21 protein-coding genes are annotated in these 22400 nt (G+C 60.8%); 5 read left to right on the top strand and 16 right to left on the bottom strand.

The window, feature by feature from the left end; all coding sequences use genetic code 11:
• Positions 1-87: 87 nt before the first annotated feature.
• The 9 genes from ACUY2T_RS00210 to ACUY2T_RS00170 all read right to left on the bottom strand — a co-directional run bounded on the left by ACUY2T_RS00210 (position 88) and on the right by ACUY2T_RS00170 (position 11083).
• Positions 88-1023 carry a cutinase family protein gene (locus ACUY2T_RS00210; RefSeq protein ID WP_448306842.1) on the bottom strand — a complete coding sequence of 312 codons (936 nt, stop codon included), beginning with the start codon at positions 1021-1023 and terminating at the stop codon, positions 88-90.
• Positions 1024-1070: 47 nt separating this feature from the next.
• Positions 1071-1667, bottom strand: coding sequence for a hypothetical protein (locus tag ACUY2T_RS00205; RefSeq protein ID WP_448306840.1), 597 nt, complete (start codon positions 1665-1667; stop codon positions 1071-1073).
• A gap of 2 nt (positions 1668-1669) precedes the next feature.
• Positions 1670-3655 carry an alpha/beta hydrolase-fold protein gene (locus ACUY2T_RS00200; RefSeq protein WP_448306838.1) on the bottom strand — a complete coding sequence of 662 codons (1986 nt, stop codon included), beginning with the start codon at positions 3653-3655 and terminating at the stop codon, positions 1670-1672.
• A gap of 695 nt (positions 3656-4350) precedes the next feature.
• Entirely contained in the window at positions 4351-5364 is a 1014-nt protein-coding gene (locus tag ACUY2T_RS00195) for an alpha/beta hydrolase (RefSeq protein ID WP_293790481.1), read from the bottom strand.
• Positions 5365-5667: 303 nt separating this feature from the next.
• Positions 5668-6696: a decaprenyl-phosphate phosphoribosyltransferase gene (locus ACUY2T_RS00190; RefSeq protein ID WP_448306835.1), complete on the bottom strand. Its 1029-nt coding sequence runs from the start codon at positions 6694-6696 to the stop codon at positions 5668-5670.
• Positions 6693-7295, bottom strand: coding sequence for a phosphatase PAP2 family protein (locus ACUY2T_RS00185; RefSeq protein WP_448306833.1), 603 nt, complete (start codon positions 7293-7295; stop codon positions 6693-6695). The genes ACUY2T_RS00190 and ACUY2T_RS00185 overlap by 4 nt, the downstream gene beginning before the upstream one ends.
• Positions 7296-7347: 52 nt before the next feature.
• Entirely contained in the window at positions 7348-9417 is a 2070-nt protein-coding gene (locus tag ACUY2T_RS00180) for a glycosyltransferase (RefSeq protein ID WP_448307152.1), read from the bottom strand.
• A 102-nt stretch (positions 9418-9519) separates the two neighbouring features.
• The gene (locus ACUY2T_RS00175) at positions 9520-10458 is read right to left on the bottom strand and encodes an EamA family transporter (protein WP_448306832.1); all 939 of its coding nucleotides are present in this window, start codon (positions 10456-10458) and stop codon (positions 9520-9522) included.
• Between the two features lie 52 nt (positions 10459-10510).
• Complete coding sequence (locus ACUY2T_RS00170) at positions 10511-11083, bottom strand: TetR/AcrR family transcriptional regulator (protein WP_448306831.1); 573 nt, start codon at positions 11081-11083, stop codon at positions 10511-10513.
• 72 nt (positions 11084-11155) lie between these two features.
• Between ACUY2T_RS00170 and ACUY2T_RS00165 the strand changes: the two genes are divergently transcribed.
• Positions 11156-11836 carry a GAP family protein gene (locus ACUY2T_RS00165; protein WP_448306829.1) on the top strand — a complete coding sequence of 227 codons (681 nt, stop codon included), beginning with the start codon at positions 11156-11158 and terminating at the stop codon, positions 11834-11836.
• 43 nt (positions 11837-11879) lie between these two features.
• On the opposite strand, the gene glf is transcribed toward ACUY2T_RS00165, so the two are convergent.
• The 5 genes from glf to serS all read right to left on the bottom strand — a co-directional run bounded on the left by glf (position 11880) and on the right by serS (position 16736).
• Complete coding sequence (gene glf, locus ACUY2T_RS00160) at positions 11880-13097, bottom strand: UDP-galactopyranose mutase (protein ID WP_448306827.1); 1218 nt, start codon at positions 13095-13097, stop codon at positions 11880-11882.
• An 80-nt stretch (positions 13098-13177) separates the two neighbouring features.
• Entirely contained in the window at positions 13178-13633 is a 456-nt protein-coding gene (locus ACUY2T_RS00155) for a TIGR02611 family protein (RefSeq protein ID WP_448306825.1), read from the bottom strand.
• A gap of 4 nt (positions 13634-13637) precedes the next feature.
• Entirely contained in the window at positions 13638-14456 is an 819-nt protein-coding gene (locus ACUY2T_RS00150) for an HAD family hydrolase (protein ID WP_293790448.1), read from the bottom strand.
• A gap of 9 nt (positions 14457-14465) precedes the next feature.
• Entirely contained in the window at positions 14466-15416 is a 951-nt protein-coding gene (locus ACUY2T_RS00145; RefSeq protein ID WP_448306823.1) for a 1-acyl-sn-glycerol-3-phosphate acyltransferase, read from the bottom strand.
• Between the two features lie 36 nt (positions 15417-15452).
• On the bottom strand, positions 15453-16736 hold the full coding sequence (gene serS, locus ACUY2T_RS00140) for a serine--tRNA ligase (RefSeq protein ID WP_448306822.1): 1284 nt from the start codon (positions 16734-16736) through the stop codon (positions 15453-15455).
• Between the two features lie 135 nt (positions 16737-16871).
• On the opposite strand from serS, the gene ACUY2T_RS00135 reads away from it, so the two are divergent.
• Together ACUY2T_RS00135 and ACUY2T_RS00130 are read left to right on the top strand one after the other, a co-directional pair.
• The gene (locus tag ACUY2T_RS00135; RefSeq protein WP_293790439.1) at positions 16872-17927 is read left to right on the top strand and encodes a septum formation family protein; all 1056 of its coding nucleotides are present in this window, start codon (positions 16872-16874) and stop codon (positions 17925-17927) included.
• A gap of 14 nt (positions 17928-17941) precedes the next feature.
• Positions 17942-18292: a metallopeptidase family protein gene (locus tag ACUY2T_RS00130; RefSeq protein ID WP_293790437.1), complete on the top strand. Its 351-nt coding sequence runs from the start codon at positions 17942-17944 to the stop codon at positions 18290-18292.
• A gap of 17 nt (positions 18293-18309) precedes the next feature.
• Here ACUY2T_RS00130 and ACUY2T_RS00125 read toward each other — a convergent pair whose 3' ends face one another.
• Complete coding sequence (locus tag ACUY2T_RS00125) at positions 18310-19149, bottom strand: histidine phosphatase family protein (RefSeq protein WP_448306819.1); 840 nt, start codon at positions 19147-19149, stop codon at positions 18310-18312.
• Between the two features lie 3 nt (positions 19150-19152).
• On the bottom strand, positions 19153-20148 hold the full coding sequence (gene pheA, locus ACUY2T_RS00120; RefSeq protein WP_448306817.1) for a prephenate dehydratase: 996 nt from the start codon (positions 20146-20148) through the stop codon (positions 19153-19155).
• 96 nt (positions 20149-20244) lie between these two features.
• Between pheA and ACUY2T_RS00115 the strand changes: the two genes are divergently transcribed.
• Positions 20245-21639 carry an amidase family protein gene (locus ACUY2T_RS00115; protein ID WP_448306815.1) on the top strand — a complete coding sequence of 465 codons (1395 nt, stop codon included), beginning with the start codon at positions 20245-20247 and terminating at the stop codon, positions 21637-21639.
• A complete protein-coding gene (locus ACUY2T_RS00110; protein ID WP_448306813.1) occupies positions 21629-22366 on the top strand; it encodes a CPBP family intramembrane glutamic endopeptidase in 738 nt (245 codons plus the stop codon). The genes ACUY2T_RS00115 and ACUY2T_RS00110 overlap by 11 nt, the downstream gene beginning before the upstream one ends.
• The last annotated feature ends 34 nt before the right edge of the window (positions 22367-22400 follow it).

The following is a 22400-nucleotide window of genomic DNA, read 5'->3' as shown; positions in this document are numbered from 1 at the left end:
ATTCGAATTGCCGTGTCACGGTTGCCCCCGCACCAAAACGCCAGCAAGCGCTAACGCGACCACGCACCACAGTCGCGGGGTGCCGAGCTACTTCCCCAGCCGCTCGTTAATCAGGCCGCGAGCCCAACCCACGATATACTGCGGCACGGTCTGCCCCTCCACGACCTTTCCATTCGTCGCATACTCAGCGTGCACCGCGTTGGCGGCCACCAAATCCTTGGCTCGGACGATAGCGTTGCCCAGATTCGCTGGGGCGTCACAAATAAGATCGGCAGGGGCACAGTAGTTGTTCACTCGATCGTTGAGTTCGCCAAAGCCATCCGGCCGCGGGCCGCGCATCGTCGCCCCGGGGACGATCCCCTGGATAAGACCGCTTACCGGGTTCAGTGCGATCTCCGCACCCGTCCCGCGAATCCCCTTCGCACCGACAAGGTTGCCCTTGTCGAGCTCCTGGCGACCATCAGCGATCAGCGATACACCCAAAACAGAATTGGCCGGAACCGGGCCACGCCCATTGCCGATTTCTCCCGCCAAATCACCAGCGATCACAGCACCCTGGCTAAAGCCGACAAGCACAAAGGACGTTGCTGGGCAGGCCTTATGGGTTGCGCGCAGCTCCTCCTTCATCCGGCCAAAGCCTTCATTGCGCGAATCGTCATAGCTCTTCTCACCCTGCGCATTCATATTGCGGAACTGGGCAGTGTAAGGCAGAGTCCATACCTTCACCTTGCTGGGGTCGAACTCATCAGCCAGCGGGCGGGTGACGTTCAACAGCAGCGACCGCGGATGTGAGTGAGGCGCCAACGGGTCGTCATTGGGCGACGATTCCCAAGTACCCGGCGCAGCCAGTACTTCGACATCCACGCAACCGGGCGGGTTCTGCGCCTCCGAGCTAGGCGGCGGCGTCGGCTTCCCCGGCTTAGGACCGCCGGCGCCGTCATTTGTAAGCAGCCAATTCCCCACGCCCACGACAATGAGCGCAAGGACGACCAGAGCAGCAAGGATCGTTAAGACCTTTTTCATAACTTCCTAGTTGTAAGGCAAGTCGGTTAATGGGATACAAGTGACCATTAACAATACGCTGATTTCGCAGCCTCGCGGATTGCGTCTTCGGCCTTCTTCGGGTCTCCGTCGATCACGCCATTAGTCTGCAATTGGCCTGCAGCTAGCGGAGTGTAGACGTCCTCCTTGCCGCCGCCTTCCGCGGTGCAGTGCGCGTGACCAGCGGCAATAACCTGGTCCTCCAGGCCACCGATGTCTGCTGCATCATCAGCCTTTGCCAGGTCGACACCGCCGTCCTTCAAGCGCTTCAGGAAGTCCTTGTCTTTATCGCTGCGCTGCGTGCCAGACGGGATTTCATCTACCTCGTCAACGGCGCCATCATGTGCCGGTGCGCCACCGCCCTCAGCAGCGGACGACGGGGCGTCGCTACTGTCCGAAGAGTCAGAATCATCGTCCTTAGACTTGTCCGACTTGTCCGACTCATCAGACTCTCCAGACTTTGCAGTCTCCGAGGTGGACTCCGTCACCGAAGGTACCGTTGTCGAGTCAGCTGAGTTATCGACCGTCTCATCGCCACCACAGGCCGTCAAAGTGCCGAGCGACAGCAGCGCCGCGCATGCAGCACCGGTGATTGCAGTTGCCTTCCTACTCTTTGTGACGCCCACAGTTAGCGCACCTCAACGCGTCCGTTGACTTCGCGGATCTCGCCGTGCTGGAACTTGATCTGGGTTCCGCCCGCCGGGATGTCCTCGTGGTCGCTGGTCGGGTAGCCGAGCTTGCCCTGCTCCCAGCCGTTCTTACCCCACTCGTCGAACACGTTTCCGTAGTAGATCACGTGCGCGCCGGTGGTCGGGGACCAGTAGATGTTGCCGTGTTCGAACTGAGTGAAGCGACCGCCCTTGATGGCCAGTTCGCCACTGGTCGGGTTGCCCAGCTTGGAGGTCACGCCGCCCAGCTGCAGGTACTTCTCAGCGATCTTGCCCTGGACGTAGTTGGTCTTATTGTCCTTGTTGCGAACGATGACGCCGTTCTGGAACTTCTGCATGTAGCTGTCGCCGACCTTCTCAACGTCTGCGATCGGGAAGCCCAGCGGGCCGTTCTCCCACTTGGTCTTGCCCCACTCGTCGATGAAGTCCTTCGGCACCGCGAAGGCGCCGGTCTCTGCGGTCCAGTAGATCGCGCCGTTCTCGAAGGAGGTGAAGCGGCCACGGCCACCAGCGATGACGTGTTCCTCGGAGGTCGGGTAGCCCAGCCAGGACTCCGGGCCGTTCATGGAAGCGTAGCGGGCGCCGATGCGGCCCCATACGAAGTGGGCACCGGTCTTCGGGGACCAGTAGGCGCGGCCTCCGCGGAAGTCCTGTACCTTGCCGCCGTCCTTAGCGTCGTACTCGTTGGAGATGCAGGCACCCATGTTCGGAGCGTTCTTAATGTTCTCCGCGATAGCTCCGCCGACCTGGCACTTTGCACCGCGGTCAGCTTCCGGAATACCCAGGGCGTTCGCGATGTGCGGCCATGCCTGAATCATCTCGTACTGCCAGTACGGCCAGTCGTGAGTACCCGAGGGGCGGAAAGCAGTGATCGGCTTGATGCCGGCCTTCTTGGCACGCTTCACGAAAGTCTCGGTGGTCATGCGGGACATTGCCTCCAGGCCGAAGCCTGCCATGTTGGCGGGCAGGCCGGGGATGGAGCCCGGCTTGTCATACTTACCCGCGTTGCCGTTACCCGCAGAGACGTAAACGGTCATGCCCTTTAGAGCGTCCACACCCAGCTTCGGGTCGTGGTCGATCCAGTCCTGAGAGCCGTAATCGCCCCACATCTTCTTTGCGTCGTAGCCGTTGCCGTCCTTGGTGGCGTAGGCGATAGCTTCCGGCATGCCGTAGGAGGTCGTGTCCAGGTAGCCAGAGAAGGAACCTACGAACTTCCACATCTTCGGGAAGCGCTCAGCCAGGTTCATTGCGGCGGTGCCGCCCATGGAAAGGCCAGTGATCGCGCGGTCTTCGTTGGCGCGCCACCCCTCGCGGAGCACAGCGGGCAGCTCCTTGGTCAGGAAGGTCTCCCACTTGTAGTGCTTGCCATTGTCCGGCTTCTGCCAATCGGTGTAGAAGGAGGACTCGCCACCGACGGGCAGGACCACGTTGACGTTACGGTCGGCGTACTGGGAGGCGATGTTGGTGGACAGGGTCCAGCCGGACTCGTCCTCGCGGGCGCGCAGGCCGTCCAGAGCCCAAACGGTCGGGAACTTACGGTCTGGCTGGGAGTACCAGTCGCGAGCCAGCAGAATCTGTACCTTGATCGGCTTGCCCGGCATTGCGGCGGAATTGATATAGACATTGGCCCAGCGCTCAGTGATCCACTCGACGCGATCCACGCTGACGCCTTCCGGCAGGCCCTGCAGGTTCTGCTCGGTGACCTGGCGCGGCGTACGCTTCGGAATGCTGTCCGGGTCCAGGTAGCTCGTGCCGGAGCCCGGACCCATCGAGCCGCCAAGCGGGCTCTGAGCAGTAGCGGATGGCATCAGTGGCATTGCCAGTGCAACGGAAAGCGGCAGAGCCAGGAGGGCCGTGCTCTTACGGCCGAGGATGCTGCTGTTCTTGCTACCGGTCTTGCTGCTGGCGGAGCGAGTGCGACGGGAGAGGTTCGCTGCAAGGCGCATAGTCTTTATTCTTTCTGTTGCTTCTTTTGAGTGTGTTGAATTGTGGTCTGGCTAGGTCGGGCGCGCTTCAGCGCTACTTCTAGCCTGTGTTGGCCGTGATTAGCCGTGTGAGGTTTGAAGTGCTGTTTTCAGCGAGTGTTGGCCGGAGCAGGTTCCCCTCCTGCTTCGACTTCACCGATCGCTTTTGTGGCCATTCTCTATTCACGTTTTCGTCTATCGCGATCTGTGGGGGTTCTACTTTTTGATTTGTAGCTGGCACCCACAGTTTCGCTGCTAGCACGTGAGCAATTATGGCAAGCAAAAGCGTTTTCACATGGACAACACGCGGAACATTTAAAGTTTTACTTTAGGGTTAGCCTAGCATGTTGCCATTGTTACTTATGTGGCTCTTGTGATTCTTTCTTTTGACGCCACCACGCATCCGCCGCACCCGAATGTCGTTAAAACGGGAATCTGTTACAGCCAATCATTTTCACCACCATAAAACCGCAGGTCAGCACGTTGAGCCAATCGCATGCACACTTTGCAGGTGTAGCACTTTCCCGTTCTAGCGACATTCCCCCTTTTACCCCACTCAACACCCCACCCATACATACAAACCCAGGCATACAAAAAAGCCACCCCCAAAGGCATCTGACCTTAAAGGTCAGCACCTCAGGCGGCGGCTTTAAATAGCGCCCGTAGGCAACTCCAGGCTATGCGCCCAGTGCGCGCAGGATGTGCGGGCGAGCCTTGGACAGCTCCGCATCCCAGTAAGGCCATGCGTGCAGGCCGGTCATTGGGTAGCTCACGACCGGGCGTGCGCCAACTGCACGGGCAGCCATCTCAAACTTCGCAGTGGACGTACGTGCCATCCACTCCAAGCCGATGCCTGCTGCAACGCCCCGCGGGTTCTCCAGGAACTTCTCGCCACGAGACGGCACACCACCGGAAGCAGCCAGGTACAGCGGCATACCGCTGAAACGACCAGCCTGAACCGTCGGGTCATTGCGGAAACGGCGCGGATCAACCGGGCTGCCCCACATGTCCCAGATGTTGGCACCCTTAGCAGCATCATTCATTGCGTACTGGATTCCGGCGTACATACCCGGCCAAGTCGGGTTCAGGTAACCAGACAGGGAGGTAGCCTGCTTGAACTGATTACGGTGCCATGCCGCCAGGTTCATCGCAGCGGTACCGCCCATGGACAGACCAACAATGGAGTTGCGGGTCGGGCTCACGCCGAAGTTGCGCTGCAGGTAGCCCGGCAGCTCGCGAGTCAGGAAGGTCTCCCAACGCGGCTTCTTCGGGCCACCAGTACCGCGGTACGGCCCCATCCAGTCCGTGTAGAACTGCGCCTGACCACCGACCGGCATAACCAGGGTCACGTTGTCGTTGACGAACTTCTTTACAGCATTACCGGACCAAACCCATGCGTTGTAGTCCTGGCGTGCGCGCAGACCATCCAGCATGTAGACGCCAGCGCTACCACCACGGGAAGCAGGCTTGATCTGCACCTGGATCTTCTGGCCCATTGCCGGGGAGTAAACCCAGCAGTTCTGCAGGTAGTACTTGTGCTTGCTCCAGTGGCAGCCCGGACGCAGGTAGCCACGGTTATCAGCTGCAGCCGAAGGAGCCGTGACCACTGCCATACCCAGCGCAGTGGCAACTGCAACCAGGAAGGCGGTGAGCTTGGCTCCCAGACCCTTAGTCTTCATAGTCGTGTTCATGTAGTCCTAAACAGTCGCGAAACAACAGTCTTGAAACGAAAAAATCACGGGGTCAGAGGGCGACCCCGAAACCTAAGATGGGTGTACGTTACCAAATCTTTACGTTCTCCCTCAAAGTAATAATCGATTCCCGCCCCCAAAGCGCTACATCTTCCGAATCTCTTTCTCTCCCCCTTCTCCCCCATGCTCCTGAGTCACACAGAGCACATCTGCCGCAGAACGCCACCGGGTTTTACCCCTAAATGTGTTAAACGCCGACTGCCCACGGCGGACAAGTCGGCGTCAAAAAACCTAAAGAAGTACCTAGAACAGCGGCACGATGTACACCGCCATCGCCACGCAGAACAGCCATGCCAGTGCCAGCAGCTGCAAAGTGCGATCCTCCAGAGCGATCTCATCCGGCGCGCCACCCTCACCGCGGTCAACATCAGCCGCGTAGCGCAGAATCGCAATCGTAAACGGCACCATCGAGACCTGGTACCACACGGCCGCCACGCCAGACTCCACCGTCTGTGCCAGGCCAAAGCCCCATAGCGCGTAGCTCAGCACCACAGCGGTCGCAGCCAAAGTCCACACAAAGCGCAGGTAGGTCGGGGTATAGCTCTCCAGCGACTTACGGATCTTCGCGCCCGAACGCAGAGAAAGCTTCAGCTCCGCATAGCGCTTACCGGCAGCCATGAACAGGGAACCAAACGCCGCGACCAGCAGGAACCACTGCGACAGCAGAATCGCCGCCGCCACGCCACCGGCCATTGCACGCAGCATAAAACCGGAGCTCACCAGCGCAATATCGATCACCGGCTGATGCTTCCAGCCGAAGCAATAGCCCAGCTGCAGCGCAATATACACAGCCACCACGATCGCCAGGTTCGTACCCGACGAGGCCAGCAGCGAGCCGCCGATCGCCGCGATGATCAGCACCACTGACATCGCATACGCCAGCCCCACCGGCAGCACGCCTGCCGCGATCGGGCGGAAGCGCTTGGTCGGGTGCGCGCGGTCTGCCTCCACGTCGCGGGCATCGTTGATCAGGTAGATGGAGCTGGCCGCCAGGCAGAAGGCCACAAAGGCGATCAGCACATCCAGCAGAACGCGGGTGTGGAAGAGCATGTCGCCACCGGCAGCTGCAGGAGCCGCGATCACCAGGACGTTCTTCACCCACTGCTTCGGGCGCAGAGCTTTAATCATCGCCTCCGGCAGGTTGCGCGGCGGGCGCAACTTCTTCGTGTCGGTGGCGGTGCTGGTCGCCTGGTTCGGATCTTCCAGCCCGGAAGTGTGCGGCTCCGCGCCGATCAGCGGCTCTGGTCGGCCTTCGCTACGCTGTTCGCTCACTGGCTTTTCTCCTCACTGTTCTTCTTTGTGACGCCCCCACGTCCCCCATCGACAACCCTGCGCACGGCAATGGCCGTGGCAGCACCGATGCAACTTCCGAGAGCTACGTCAGAGGGATAGTGTACGCCCAACACCATGCGGGACAGCGCCATCGCTGGGATACCAGCCAGGGGTAGCGCCCCTGTGTGGTTGTTCGCCGACTGGGCAAAGGCCACGAGGGCCGCGGTGGAGCTGGTCGCGTGCGACGAGGGGAAGCTCAACTTCGAGGGTGTTCCGACGCCGATCTTAATCCGCGGATCATGCGGGCGTGGACGGCGGACGATGCGCTTGAGCACCACGCTTGCCGCATGGGCGATAAAGGCGCTGACCCCCATGGTCAGCCAGCCGCGGCGTTCCGGGCCATCGGCGGGCTTGTTTCGGACAGTGGCCAGGCTGTACCCCAGGGCAGCGGTGCCCATCCAGCCGAGGGCGTGCTCGCCGAAATGGCTCATCCCCCGGGCGACTGGGAGAACTCCCGGCTTATCAGTCAGCTGCTTCTGCAGCGCAACCAGGAGTTCGGATTCGCCCAGTGGGTCGCCGCTTACGCGTGTGGAGCTCATTGTCTTTGCGATGTCCTTAGCTTTTGTCGCGGGGTGGGTTGGTCGGAGCTGCTTAGGCTTGCTCGGTGGCAGCGCGCTCGGGCTCGAAGATCTGCGCCCAGCCCTCTTGGCTGGTCAGGTACGGGTGGGCCGCACGATAAGCATTGCGTAGCTCGTCAAAGCGGTCATAAACCTGCTTTTCCAGGCGCGCAAACTCCTTGACCAGTGCCAACATCTGACCGCGGTCACGCTTGCGGTAGAACACGCCCTTGCCATCAGCAGTGGTCACGGTCGCGCCGTCGATGCGGGAAAGGCTGAACCAACGAGCCTCGACAGGCGGGAGGTTCACCTGCGGTGCGTGGTGGTGACGGGCATCGGCAGGCTTGGCGTTGTTCAACAGCCCCTTGGCGAGCGTGACGATTTTCGCCTTCTTGCTCAGCGGAATGCGCGTCAGGTCCGCCGGGCCGCCCGTTGCTGGGGGCAGCTCCGTGGCGGAGGGAACGACGACTGCGTCGGAGTAGTTCTTGCGCAGCTTCGCGATGCGCGGCAGGGAGGTATCCAGAATGTCGAAAAGCTGATCCGGGCCGGCCAGGAAGTCCTTCATCGCCTCAATATGCAGGGCGACGGTGGAGTATTCCAGGCACAGCAGGTGCTTGGCTGCAGCCTTGGCCAGGGAAGTCAGCAGGCCACGCGGGGAGCCCTCCAGCTGCATAGCTGCCACGATCAGGCGATTGCGGATGTGGAAATAAGCCTGCCAGTCGATAGCATCGTCCTTGTTTGCCCAGGCCATGTGCCAAATTGCAATGCCCGGCCAGGAGGCCGTGGGGAAGCCAGCGTCCTTTGCGCGCAGGCCGTACTCGGCGTCATCCCACTTGATAAAGAGCGGCAGGGGCTGGCCAATACGATCAGCGACAAAGCGCGGGATCAGGCACATCCACCAGCCGTTGTAATCAACGTCGATGCGGCGGTGCAGATCCTTGGAGTTCTCCGCGTTGTTTGGGGTGCCGTAGCCCTTGTTGATCACGTCCCGGGCCACAGGCGCGATGGGCTGACCTGCCGCATTGTGGGCAGTGCCATCGCCCAGGTCGCGGAGCGGGTGGCGGTAAAAATCGTGAGTGTAGTGGGTGTGCGGTGCGGCACCCCACATAAATACGTCGCGGTGGACGACCTCGCCCATGCTGTGCAGGTAGCTGCGCTCCTGGAGGTCCAGCATCTGGCCGCCGATCAGCATCGGAGACTTCGCGTAGCGAGCGGCCGCCAGGGCACGCAATACGCTATCGGGCTCGATGGCGATGTCGTCGTCCATGTACAGGATGTACGGGCTGGTGGTGCCGCGCTCGGGGTGGCGAGCCTCGTACATGATGCGGGAGTAGCCACCGGAGCCGCCGAGGTTGCCCTGGCTGACAATGCGCAGACGGTCGCCGAAGTGCTCCGCAACCTCGTCGAAGTCCGGCTCGTCGGCGGGGTGCTTGTCGCCCTGGTCGGGCATGATGATGGCCTCGATGCGACCGTCAACCTCCGGGTCGGAAGCCAGCGCGTGCAGCGCAGCCACAGCGTCCGTCGGACGGTTGAAGGTCGGGATGCCGATGGTGACGCTTGGCTCGGTGACCGGCAGCGTTTCGCCCTCGAAGGTCTGCTCGCCGGCCTCGACGGTGGCGAACCAACCTGCTGAGTGCAGGCGGGTTTCGTTCTCGCAGGTCAGGTCGAACCAGATCCAGCCGCCATCTTCGAACGGAGCCAGGGAGATGGTGAACTCGGCGATACCGTGGCCGTTTTCGTCGGTTTCGATCTGGGCTCCCTCGATACCAATGCGGGAGCCGTCGTACTTGGAGCGGTACAGGTCTACGCGTGCCTCACCGGTGATCTCGATACGAAGCTTGACCTCGTCCAGCTGGGACCAGCGTCGCCAGTAGGAGGCGGGGAAGGCGTTGAAGTAGGTCTCGAAAGAAATCTCACTGCCTGCGGGAAGAATCGCCTCGGTACGGGAAACGGCGTTGACGCGGCCAGGGGTGGTGGCCTCGTTCTCCACGATGTACAGCGAGCGCACATTGCGGGGCTCGCCACGCTTCGGCAGCAGGATGCGCGCCAAGCGGGTGGCGTCGAACTGAGAATCGGACTGGGCTTTCACTGGCTGAGCGTTCATACGCTGAACACAGACCTCCGCATAGGAATTAAAGACATTGGAATATATCCGATTATCCATGAAAGCCGGGCGCAAGGGCTTGCGCGACACAGCCCCAATTGGCTACGCCGTTGCTTCGCCCAACCGTCGTAGTTGCCGTGACTCCTGTGCCCCTCGCCACGTAATAATCGCGCCAGCCATGGCAATCAGCACGATTCCGAGCGCCATGGACCACGTCAACTGATCGCCGGAGAACACCCACCCCAGGATCGCGCCAATCACCGGGTCCAATGCAAAGAGCGTGCCGACAACCGCCGCCGAGACAATTCCCGCGGCGATCGTATCCACCACATAGGGAACAACGGCGCCGATGAAACCAGAGATGACAATGATGCCCCACATCGAGCCGTCAACATGCGGCACCGCCGGGACAGAGAACGGTGCGAGCACGAGTGCAGCGACGACCACAGACAGCGCCAGATCCGGCATGCCACCACCCTCGGTTTTGCCAACGCGGGCAGCAAACAGCGTGTAGGCGCCGAAGAAAACCGCACCGACAGCGCCGAATCCAATACCGATGATGTCCAGGTCATTGGAGGGTTGCGCGATCAGAGCAACGCCAACAAACGCAGCGATGGCCCACATACGGGAGCGCCACATGGTCAGCCCCAGAAAAGACACGACGCAGGGGCCAAGGAAGTCAATGGTCACCGCAACGCCCTGGGGCAGGCGGGCGATGGCTGCGTACACCATCATGTTCATCATGCCAATGGCGATGCCGTAGACCACGATGTTGAGGGCGCGGGTGCGCGTCATGCCAGACAGCTTCGGGCGGAAGATGACCACCATGATGACTGCGGCGGCGGTCATACGCAGGCCCGATACGCCCGGCGCACCGACCGTAGAAAGCATGTCTGTGACCAGTACCGCCGCGGTTTGGGTGCCGATCGAGCCGATGAGAACCAGGAGGACCGGTGCCACTGGCAGGGTGAGGAACTTGCTCACTCGCCGCGGCGATGGCTCTTGCTGGCTTTCCTTTGTTTGGGTTTTCTCACGCGGCACTCGTGCAATATTAGTGCAGCAAAGTACGGTGCCATCGTTCGAGCCAACAGGTCTAGTCACCGACGATTAGGCGCAAACCCTCACGAAGGTCTCCGACAATGCGATCTGCGTCCGTTACGGGGGCCCGCAGATTATCAAGAGTTAAACCGTTGACGAGTGCTGTGATCAATCGCCCTCTAAGAGCAGCGTGATCCATGCCATCAAGTACCTTTGTGACAGCTCCTTGAAAATAGCGGAGAACTTGATCGTAGAGGTCGGCCATCCAATCACGTGTGGCCGATGCCGAGCCATACGTAACCCACATCGCGGCGTCTTCGGACCGTTCGCCCCCGAGAGGGAGAAGCTCAGCAAACCTCACTACATGCGCCTCCAACCTGTCGTCTGGCACTGATACTTCTTTCAGACGAGCGGTTTGCCGTTGAAAGGAGCGAATGAACGCGTGAGCAAGCAGAATTTCCTTGTTGGGAGCGTGGTATTGCACAGATCCCGGGGCAAATCCGGACTCTTTAGCGACTTCGCGCACGCTTACCGCATCGAGACCTCTGGAAGCAATGATTCTTATGGTCGCATCCGCGATAAGAGCTGATGATTCTGAGAACTGATGATCCAACGAAACATTTTCCATGATTGCACACCAGCCTAGCCTGTCATACACTCGTACGAGCACCATACAATCGTACGACACATTGGAGTACCAATGGGATCAGTCATTGCAGTCTTTGGATTGGCACTACTCGACAGTCTGAGCATCGGCACGCTCGTGATTCCCCTCGCACTCATCATTCGATGGCGCACGGTGAAAACCCCCGCCCTGACGGTCTATCTATCTACAGTCGCAGCCGTTTACTTCCTCTTGGGCATAGCCATACTGCTCGGCTTCTCGGGTCTAAGTACCTTCCCCAAGCAATTCACACAGACCAGCTTCTTCCCATGGATAACTCTGATACTCGGCGTCGCCCTTGCCGGCTTCGGAGTCTTTGCACGCACCCCGCGAAAGCCGAATCCGGGAGAAATGCCAAAACAGGTACCGAACCCCCGAAACGGTGTGTCCGGAATGCTCGCTCTCGGACTCGGCGCGTCGCTCACTGAAGCTGCGACGATGCTCCCTTACATCGCCGCCATGGGCATTATCAGCAGCTGGGACGTATCGCCAGTCGCTAAGGCCTCAACCGTGGGAATCTACTGCCTAGTCATGGTTATTCCCGCACTCACTTTTGTAGCCCTTGCACTGGCATTCAAAGAAAAGGTTCTTCCTCTACTCGAACGTATTGCCCCTCGAATGGAATACGAGGCAAAAGTGACGTTACTGTGGGTCGCCGCGATTGTCGGAATCTACATGGTAGTGAACAGCATTGGCATGCTGAATCTAGGAGCCTAATCGGCCCCACTTGTCGCCTATGGCCCCTACCTCACTAATCGCCTTAGTGCCCGCGCTCCTGCTCGATCGCCTGGCCATCGTTGAAGTACGGCGCCAGCTTGTTGTCGTACATCGACAGCGCAGCGCCGATGGCCATGTGCATGTCCAGGTACTGGTAGGTGCCCAGGCGGCCGCCGAACAGCACCTTGTTCTGTGCTGCTTCCTCCGCGGCCAGCTTGCGGTAGGCCTCCAGCTTCTCGCGGTCCTCCGGAGTGTTGATCGGGTAGTACGGCTCGTCGCCCTCCTCCGCGAAGCGGGAGAACTCCTTCATGATGACCGTCTTGTCCTTCGGGTACTTGTCGCCCCGCTCCGGGTGGAAGTGGCGGAACTCGTGGATGCGGGTGTAGGGGAACTCGGCATCGTTGTAGTTCATCACCGGGGTGCCCTGGAAATCACCGGTGTTCAGCACCTCGGTCTCGAAGTCGAGGGTGCGCCAGCCCAGGTGGCCTTCGGCGTAGTCGAAGTAGCGGTCCAGCGGGCCGGTGTACACCACGGGCGCGTCCGGGTTGGCTGCGCGGATCTCATCGCGGATCTCGAACCAGTCGGTATCCAGGCGCACCTCGATCTTCTCGTCGGCTGCCATGTTCTCCAGCCACGCGGTGTAGCCTTCCACCGGCAGGCCCTCGTAGGTGTCGTTGAAGTAGCGGTTGTTGAAGGTGTAGCGCACCGGCAGGCGGGAGATGTTGGAAGCGGGCAGGTCCTTCGGGTCGGTCTGCCACTGCTTGGCGGTGTAATCGCGCACAAAAGCCTCGTACAGCGGGCGACCGATCAGGGAAATTCCCTTTTCCTCCAGGTTCTTCGCCTCTGCTGGATCCAGCCCGTCGGTCTGGTCCTTAATCAGCTGGCGTGCCTCATCCGGGCTGTAGTACTTGCCGAAGAACTGGTTGATTAGACCCAGCCCCATCGGGAACTGGTAGGCCGTGCCCTTGTGCATGGCAAACACGCGGTGCTGATAGTCGGTGAAATCGGTGAATTGATTGACGTAATCCCACACGCGCTTGTTGGAGGTGTGGAACAGGTGCGCACCGTACTTGTGGATCTCGATGCCCGTTTCCGGCTCGGCCTCGGAGTATGCGTTGCCGCCGATGTGGGAACGCTTCTCCACCACCAGCACATTCTTGCCGGCCTGGGTTGCCGCACGCTCGGCCACGGTAAGGCCGAAGAAGCCGCTGCCGACAACGATGAGGTCGTAGTTCTGTCCGCTGTGTGTCTGCTCAGTCATGTCTGCCAGGGTACCGCGCTCACTCGTGGTTGTTTGGGCACGACGCCACCTCGGTGTGCCGCCCGGCTAATGGCCTCAAGCTAGCGGTTTTTAAACCCGGCCCAGTCGGGAAGCGTATTCACCCAGTCCGCCAACCAGGGTTCCGCCAAGCTAAGCATTCCGGTGTTCCACATGATCCAGAAGATGCCCGTGAACATCACGGCACAGCCCAGCAAGAAGATCACTAGGATCAGGGCTTTCATACCCTTGCCTTGGCGCTTCCAATACTCCTCAGCGCTGTCGTATTTCCGCAGTCCATAGTCCAGCAGCCGGTTAGGCCAGGCCAGTTCGAAGGAGAGCACCCCGATGCCGAAGAAAAGTAGGAACCACCCCGGCCCGGGCGTGGGGATGATGAGGATGCCGACGACCACAAATAGCCAGCCCGCCAGGAGGGTCAGCGGACGAACTAGGAAACCATAGCTGCGCTTTTTCAGCCCCTCGTGATGTACCTGCAGTTCGGAAACTTTCCGACGGACGTTTTCGCTCAGCTTCGACATGGGACTAGAACCACCGCTCAAGTACGGCGGCTACACCGTCCTCATCATTGGTCAGGGTGACTTCATCGGCGATGCCCTTCAAGGACTCCTCGGCATTGCCCATGGCCACCCCGTGGCCGGCCCATGAGAGCATTTCTGTGTCGTTCGGCATGTCCCCAAAAGCGATGGCCTGAGAGGCTTCCACCCCGATCTGTTCCGCTATCCACTCCAACGCGGAGCGCTTGGAGATCCCCGCCGCCGCGACCTCGACCAGCCCACCTTCATAGCTGTATGTCGCTTTCGCTTGGGTGGCGTCAATAAAAGGACTCACCGCGGCGTAGAGTTCGGCAGAGGTACGGCGGGGGTCGCGCACCAGCAGCTTCACCACCGGGGTGGCCGCGAGTTCGTCAATATTCTGTACGGCGTGCTCGGTGGAGTCCCAGGCATGGTCATAGCCGGGAGAGACGGAAAAGAGCTCGTCGGCGCGGTCAAAAGCGCTGGTACCGGCCCGCTCGACGGCGAACCCCACGCCGGGAACAGCCTCGGCGAGCTGATCAATAAGTGCCCTCACCAGGGCGGGCTTGAGGGTTGCGGCGTGCAGTATCTGATCCCGGTTGGCGTCATAAATAATGGCGCCATTGGCACAGGCGCAGACGGGACGGACAGGCAGCTGCTCGAAGACGGGCATGAGCCAGCGTGGCGGTCGGCCGGTCGCAAGGGTAAACACGGTGCCCTGGTGCAGCATCGAGTTCACTGCGCGACGCATGCGCTGCGAGACTCGCTCCCTGCTGTTTAGTAGAGTGCCGTCAACGTCGCTGACAACCAGCAACGGGGATTCCTGCATTTCTCCGTCCTATTTTTTGCGTAGGCGCTTAAGGCGCTGACGCAGAGGAACCAAAACCTTGTTAATGCCAGTGGCCTCGTCACGCTCGCGCGCCTCGGACGCTGCCCGGCGTTCAGCTTCGGCCTTCTCCTGGGCGCGCTTTTCCTTGCGGGCGGCAGCGTCTGCACGATCCTGAACGGTGGCGTCTTCCAAGGTAGGGGCACTGCCTCCCAGGGCCGCGGGTACCCAGAACTCGCCCTTGGGCATGGGGCCGAAGCGCTCCTCCCAGCGGTCACGGGTAAAGTCCAACTGCTCGACCATGGTCTGGTGCAGAAGCGCAGTGGTAGCCTCCGCATCATCGGTGACTTCGATCGGCTTACCGACGGTAATCACCAGCTCAGTTTTCTTGGGCTTCCAGATCGGCTTACGCCCCTTCGTCCACACGCGCTGTGAACCCCAGATCGTCAACGGGATCAGGGGCACGTCAGCTGCATGGGCAATGCGGGCTGCACCCTGGCGGAACTCCTTGACCTCGAAGGAACGAGAAATAGTGGCCTCCGGGAAGATACCCACCAAATCACCGGCGCGCAGCTGCTTAATGGCCTGGTCGACTGAGCCTTGTCCATCGGCACGATCCACTGGAATGTGGTGATAAGAGCTCATCAGCATTCCCACACCCTTGACGTCGAAGATCTCCTTCTTCGCCATGAAGCGCACCAGGCGGCCACCGCGTACATGTGCCGGAACGCCACCGTAGGTGAAGTCCCAATAGCCCGTGTGATTCACGGCGATCATGGCGGGGCCATCGGCGGGAATATTCTCCGCACCGTAGACCGCGCAATCCAAGTTTTGCATGTAGCGGAACCACAGCTTGGCAATACCGATCGTCGGGAAACCATAGGGGAATTCCTTGGCCTCTTTGTGGCCGGTGGTTACTGGCTGGTAGCCATCGGGAAAGCTGAAGCTATCGAGCAACGACATGGGTGGCGGTTACCTCTCCTGGAAGTCTAAAGCGCTTTAGGCGCCGGATTCTTTAGGCTTCAGAATATCTTTACCAACGAAAGGACGCAGAGCCTTCGGCACTACCACGGAGCCATCGGCCTGCTGGTGGTTCTCCAAAATAGCCACCAGCCAGCGCGTTGTAGCCAGGGTGCCGTTCAGGGTGGCGGCGGTTTGCGCCTTGCCGTCGGCATTGCGGTAGCGAGTCTTTAGACGGCGCGCCTGGAAAGTGGTGCAGTTGGAGGTACTGGTCAGCTCGCGATACGTCTGTTGGGTGGGAACCCAAGCCTCCGTGTCGAACTTGCGGGCAGCCGAGGAACCTAGGTCGCCACCGGCGACGTCAATCACGCGGTAGGGCACCTCGATGGCAGCCAGCATTTCGCGTTCCATGGCCAGCAATTGCTGGTGGATTTCGGTGGCCTCCTCCGGCTTGCAGTAAACGAACATTTCGACCTTGTCGAACTGGTGCACGCGGATAATGCCGCGGGTGTCCTTGCCATAGGAACCAGCCTCGCGGCGGAAGCAGGAAGACCAACCGGCGTAACGCAGCGGACCGTCGGACAGGTCAATGATCTCCTCGGAGTGATAGCCGGCCAGCGCCACCTCAGAGGTGCCAACCAGGTACATATCGTCCTCTTCCAGACGATAAATCTCATCGGCGTGCGCACCCAGGAAACCGGTACCGGACATAACCTCCGGGCGCACCAGCACCGGTGGGATCATCAGCTTAAAACCATGCTCGACAGCCTTCTGGGCAGCCAATTGCAGCATGCCCAACTGCAAAAGAGCACCGTCGCCAGTGAGGAAGTAGAAGCGAGCGCCAGAGACCTTGGTGCCGCGCTTCATGTCGATCAGCCCCAGAGACTCGCCAAGCTCCAGGTGATCCTTTGGCTCGAAGTCGAACTGTGGCGGCTCACCCACCACATCGAGGGTGACAAAGTCATCCTCGCCGCCCGCTGGCGCGCCGTCTTCCACAATGTTGGAAATCTGCATCTGCAGGTCGTTGACGGCCTGCTCAGCCTTCGTCTGCTCCTCCTCCAACTTCTTGACAGAGTCGGCCTTCTTCTTGCCCTCCTCACGCAGAGCCTGCTTTTCCTCGTCAGAGGCAGAGCGCATCTTCTGCCCCATCTCCTTGGAGAAAGCCTTTTGCTCCGCGCGGGCAGCATCGGCGGCACTGATAGCCTCGCGGCGCTGTGCATCGGCTTCCAGCAGCTGGTCAACCAGTGCTGGGTCCTCCCCGCGAGTGCGCTGGGATTCTCGGACTACATCGGGGTTATCGCGCAGAAGCTTCAGATCAATCATGGTGTTTAGCTTAGCCGGTTCGGCTCCGCACTTGTCCGCCTAGTTCCCCCTGAGGCACAACCCCTACTAGACTAGCCTCGAAGTACCTAGCCTCAAGTAGCAGTCGAACCCGAGTCGGATTAGAGCGAGCCTTTCATGACCACCAGCGAAGCGAAGAATCAACGCAGAGCCCGCAGCATCACTGTCGCACTGTTCGCCGCCCTCTGCGGAGGTGTCAGCGCAGCTGCGTTCGCCTTGGTCGCGCCCGAGGGTAGCTCACCTTTGGTTCCCATTACTGATGAGAAGCAGGGCCAGCATGTCGACAACACCACCTTCACCCAGGCCAGCCACGGCGATTGTGTGAATTGGAAGCCCGGCGCGAACGGCGTAAATACCGAGTTCTCCACCGTCAACTGCGAGCAGCCCCACCGCTTCGAGGTCAGCTCCCGCGAAGATCTCAGCCAGTACCCCACAAGCGAGTTTGGTCCGAACGCGAAGCAGCCGGACTTGAAGCGTCAAGAAGAACTAACCAATGAGCTCTGCACCGGCCCCACGATGCAGTACCTCAAGGGAAAGCTCGATCCAGAGGGACGCTACTCAATCTCCCCCATCTTGCCGCCACAGTCCGCCTGGAATGACGGCGACCGCACGATGCTATGCGGTGTGATGGTGCCCGATTCGACCGGGCGCACTACAGAGACCACGGGTTTTGCGGCGAAGCAGGATCAGGCACGCTACTTCGAGAAGGATCGCTGTGTGCGGGTCGATGGCCAGCTGACCAATGAAGTGCCATGTACGGAAAACCACGCCTGGCAGGTAACCTCCGTGGTCAACCTAGGTACACAGTTCCCCGGCGCATGGCCGGACCTGAAGAAGCAGAATGAGTTCCTGAATAAGGTCTGCACCAAGGCCGCGCAGGACTACCTCGGTGGCGACGATGCGCTGTACAACTCCACGCTCACACCGTTCTGGAATACGCTCCAGCGCCAGTCCTGGGATGCCGGTTCCCGCACCGTGAATTGTGCGCTTACCTTTGGTCGCCCTGGTGGCGGCTTCGCGGCTCTCAATGGCGACGTGCGCAATAAGTTCACCATCGACGGCAAGGCTCCGGCCACCCCGCCGAAGCGGAATCCGCTGCGCCAGGATGCGAAGCCGGGCGAGGAGACGAAGCCGAGCGCTGCCCCCAGCGCGAACCCGACCCCAGCGCCCTAGGGTTCCTAAAGCCAATGGCCATTGACGTTTCTCCGGAGCGCTTCGAAGACCTCGTTGACTTGGGTTTAAGGCGCATCCCGCGCGAGCTGCTGGATAATGTCAGCAATGTCGCCATCGTCACGGAGGACTATAACCCCGAAAGCCCGCATATTCTGGGGCTTTATGAGGGCATCGCGCTTACTGAGCGCACCTCCGAGTACACCTCCGCCTTGCCGGACAAAATCACGATCTATCGTCATGCTCTAGAGGACATCTGCGATAGCGAGGAAGAGCTTATCGAGCAGGTCGCCATCACCGTCATTCACGAGCTTGGCCATCATTTCGGCATCGACGACGATCGCCTGCACGAACTCGGTTGGGGTTAGCGGCACCCGCCCCTGCCCTAAAGGGTGGCTTCGCCCCACCCCAGGATCTCGAAGGTTCCTTCCAGACTGTCGAGCACTCCGGTCTGCGCCGCACTATTTACTGCCGCGCTGTCTTGTTGGTCGCCCTTATTTTGTGACGCCCCAGGCCGCCCTTCTGCCACATCAGCCAACTCGGCAATGTTGTCTGGTACGCGGAGGGTGATGACATTGCCATTGGCCAGATAGTGCATGAAGGCCCATTCCGGATCCACCCCGCCCAGGAAGCGGGCGACCAGGCGAATCACGGCACCGTGGCTGACCAGGGCAATATCGCTGGGGTTCGCTGCCGTGTGGTTGTCGGCGAGCGCCCGCAGCAGTGTCGCGAGATATTCGCGCAGCACTTCTGCGCCGGAAAGTCCGCCCGGGACTGCTTTATCCACCCGACCGAGCATCCACGTCCCCAGGATGGAGTGATAGGCCTCGTGGGAGTCCTCGTCGTTTTTCATCTCGTATCGTCCGGCAGGAATCTCCGATACCCGTGGTAGGCGCTGGAGTGAAGCCTTAATAGGATCCGCGGCCTTGTCGAGGGCTGTGGCGTCATCCAATGCCTCACCATGTGAGAACTCCGCGGGCACGAGCTCACCGCTGAAAGCACCGGCCACGCCCACGGCGGTCTGCTGTGCACGCGCGGCAAAGGAGGAGGCGATCTTTAAGCGCCCAGTACGTTCGTTGAGCCATCGACCTGCCTCGGCAGCTTGCTGCCATCCCAGGTCGGTGAGGCTGGCGCCCGGCAGTGCAGTGTCCAAAGCATGAATGGCATTGGAGGTTGTCTGGCCGTGCCTAACCAGGAAAAGCCGTGTCGATTGTGCCTGCGCCATTGGCTAGGTGCCCTTTCCGCCGCGTTTAAGTTCCTCGATCCACCTACTGGATTCAGCGTAGTTCGGCGGGGCACTGCCCGCATGACGGCGCAGCGGATAGCTGGAATGCGTTGCAGCCTCTGGCAACGGCTCGGCTGAGGGCCAGCTGCCCAGGAAACGCACCTCCTCAGCGCGGCGGTACAGGCCAGCCAGAGCTTCGGCGACTGCGTCGTCCTCGATATGGCCGACGACGCCGATATGGAAGACATAGTTTCCATTAGCCGCCCCTTCTCCCCTGGCCCCGGTGCGGCGGGGTCGCGAGCCGATGCGAGCCATATCCACCTGTCGGGTGGACAATTCCGCAATAGCATCTAACAAGCTGGAAGGCACATTCGGCAGCCAGAGGATCATGCCGCTACGGTCGTTCCCCGTGCGCGCGGTAGGTTTGCTGGGTTTTCCGACCAGAATGAATCGGGTCTGTGCACCCACGACATCCGCCACACCCTCCGCCAGTGCATCTAGACCATGAATCTCGCCAGCACGGGCCGGGGCGGCGGCGGCATCAGCCCGCCCGGCCTTGACTGCAGCAGCAGCCGCTCCGTTGCTGGCGGCGGGGACAAAGTCGACGTCCGGCAGATTCTCGGCTACCCAATTGCGCACCTGTGCTTCGGCGACGGGGTGGGTGGTCAGAGTCTTAATATCTCGCAGCTCAGTACCAGGTTGTACCAGGATGGAAAACACGACCGGAACCAAAACCTCGCGGTAGATCTGCAGGGGCGTGCCGTAGGTCAGTGCGTCTTCCGTTTGCGACACCGGACCGTCAACCGAGCTTTCCAACGCCACGCACGCGAAATCGGCTTCTCCGTTACGCACCATGTCCAGCGCCGCCCGTGGCGAGACGACCGGAATTTCAGTGGCGTCCTCCGGCAGCGCACCGAGCTCTTTGAACTGCTTCAGTGCCTGCTCCGTGAAGGTGCCCTCAGGCCCTAAAAAGGCAACGCGTGCGGAAGAATCACTCATGCAACGCAGTCTAATGGAGACCCCCGCAGCCTCGGCGAGGGTGTAATCGCGCCTGCGCCTGGCCGCTTCTTCCGCGGGGTATATCCTTGGGAATCAATGAACTGCACCTCCGACATCCTCAGCGAGCAAGGTGGCACTAACACTTTTGCCACCCGCCTCGCCCGTGCCCGGCGCGACACGGGTCTTAACAACGCCCAACTGGGCGTCACCCGTATCTACGACAACCCGCACGGCTATGACTTTCTGCGTGGCCACCCCGGCCTTCCTCTAAGCGGCGAGGAAGTACTAATCAAGGATCTGCAGCAAGTCGCGGGTGAGGTCACGACGATGGGGTCGGTGCACCATAGCTTTGTCGCGGACTATCACGATACGACCGCACACAGGCTACTGGCTGCCGGGGCAACGCTGGTTGGCGCCTCTGCTTCTGCCGAGTTCGGCACCACCGCTTACACCGAGCCGATTGGGATGCCCGAGCCGGTAAATCCGCTGCATCCGGGCATGATGGTCGGCGGCTCCTCCGGCGGCGCAGCGGTGGTTGTCGCCCGTGGATTGGTGAACATCGCCCATGCCACCGATGGTGGTGGCTCCATCCGCATCCCCGCGGCATGCTGTGGCCTGGCGGCGCTCAAGCCCGCCCACAATCACCAATTCGGCACTTTTTCGCCGGTAGCTCAAGGTTTTATCGCCGCGGATCTCCCGACTACCGCCCGTGCCTATGGCCTCCCCGCGCCCGACAACAGCACGCTGTACCGTTCTTCGCCGCTGCGTATCGGCTACACGAACCAGCCTTTCCACACTCGTAGTCGCGTCTCCCCCGACATTGCCGCCGCCACCGCCGCAGCCACTGCCTTAGCCACCACCCATCCGCTTGTCGAATCGGTCACGCAGGCGCCCGCTCCCTACCCGCCGGCTACCTTCCAGCTTTTCCGCGAGCTCATCGCCTCCCGCTGTGCGGATCTTCCCGGCAAACTATCGCCGATCACCGCGTGGCTGCGCGAGGAGGGTCGGCAGGTACCGGCATGGCGGCGTCAACAATTAGAAGAACAGATTATCGGCCTCGACCCACAGCGGGTATGGCCCGAGTTCGATATCGTCGCGACCCCGACCCTCGCGTGCGCGCCACCAACACCCGGTGCATTTTCTCAGCTCACACCAGTCGATAACTTTTGGGCGCAGACCGCCTGGACTCCCTGGGGCACCTTGTGGAACCTCACGGGCTGGGCCAGCGTCACCGTGCCACTAGTCTCCCCGGAGCGCGTCCCTGGTCGTTGGCCCATCGCCCTCATGCTGGGTGCGGTGGGCAATCGGGTCAGCGCGGAAACATTGCTTTCGCTGGCGGCCTTTATTATGGACGCCACCTCACAGCTCCCCGTCGACAATCTCAGCGTTGCGGTTCCGGGCGATATCGAGGCATTGGATTTTCGCGCGAAGCCGGACAACCGCCACAGTCACGAACACGGTCACAGCCACAGTCACAGTCATGAGCACTAGTACAAGCGACAAGCGCACCGCGCTGCGCTGGGAAATCCTGCTTTTACTCGTTGTCACCTTTGGCACTAGCGGACTGCGGGCTATCGCGCGTCTTGTCGAGGCAGCGGCCAGCCCGGAGGCGCTCAACGAGCAGTCGACTACCCTGAACCGCACACAGTCGGAACTACCGTGGTTGGATCCGATTCTGCAGCTGCTTTCCAGCGGAGCACTCTTCGCCTGGGGCGGGCTGGCAATGTTTCTGCTCATACGGCACCTGCCTACTCCCGCACTGGTGCGCACCTGGCGCCTAAAAACAGGCGATTGGCTCCACGGTGCGGGCCTGGCTGCGGTCATTGGCCTTCCTGGCCTGGCCTTCTATTTCGCCGCCGTGCACCTTGGGCTCTCCAAGCAAGTCGTTCCCAGTGGTCTGGACGACACATGGTGGCGTTTGCCGCTTCTAGTGGTGAACTCCTGGGCAAACGGTTTCGCGGAGGAACTGGTAGTCGTAGCCTGGCTAAGCACCCGTCTGCGACAGCTGCGCATCAGTTGGCCATGGGTCTTCGTCGCATCCGCGCTGCTGCGGGGAAGCTATCACCTCTACCAGGGCTACTCCGCCGGAGTGGGCAACATCATCATGGGCGTGGTGTACCTCTGGTACTTCAAGAAAACGGGACGCATTTGGCCGCTAGTGATCGGTCACGGGCTGATCGATACCGTCGCTTTCGTCGGCTATGCCACATTCTTCTGACTCAATCCGGCGCCGATTGACCCGTTATTATTGT

The sequence above is a fragment of the Corynebacterium sp. 22-2729 genome (assembly GCF_053479475.1).
The sequence above is the reverse complement of the archived record's forward strand: the minus strand, read 5'-3'. Positions and strand labels throughout refer to the sequence as shown.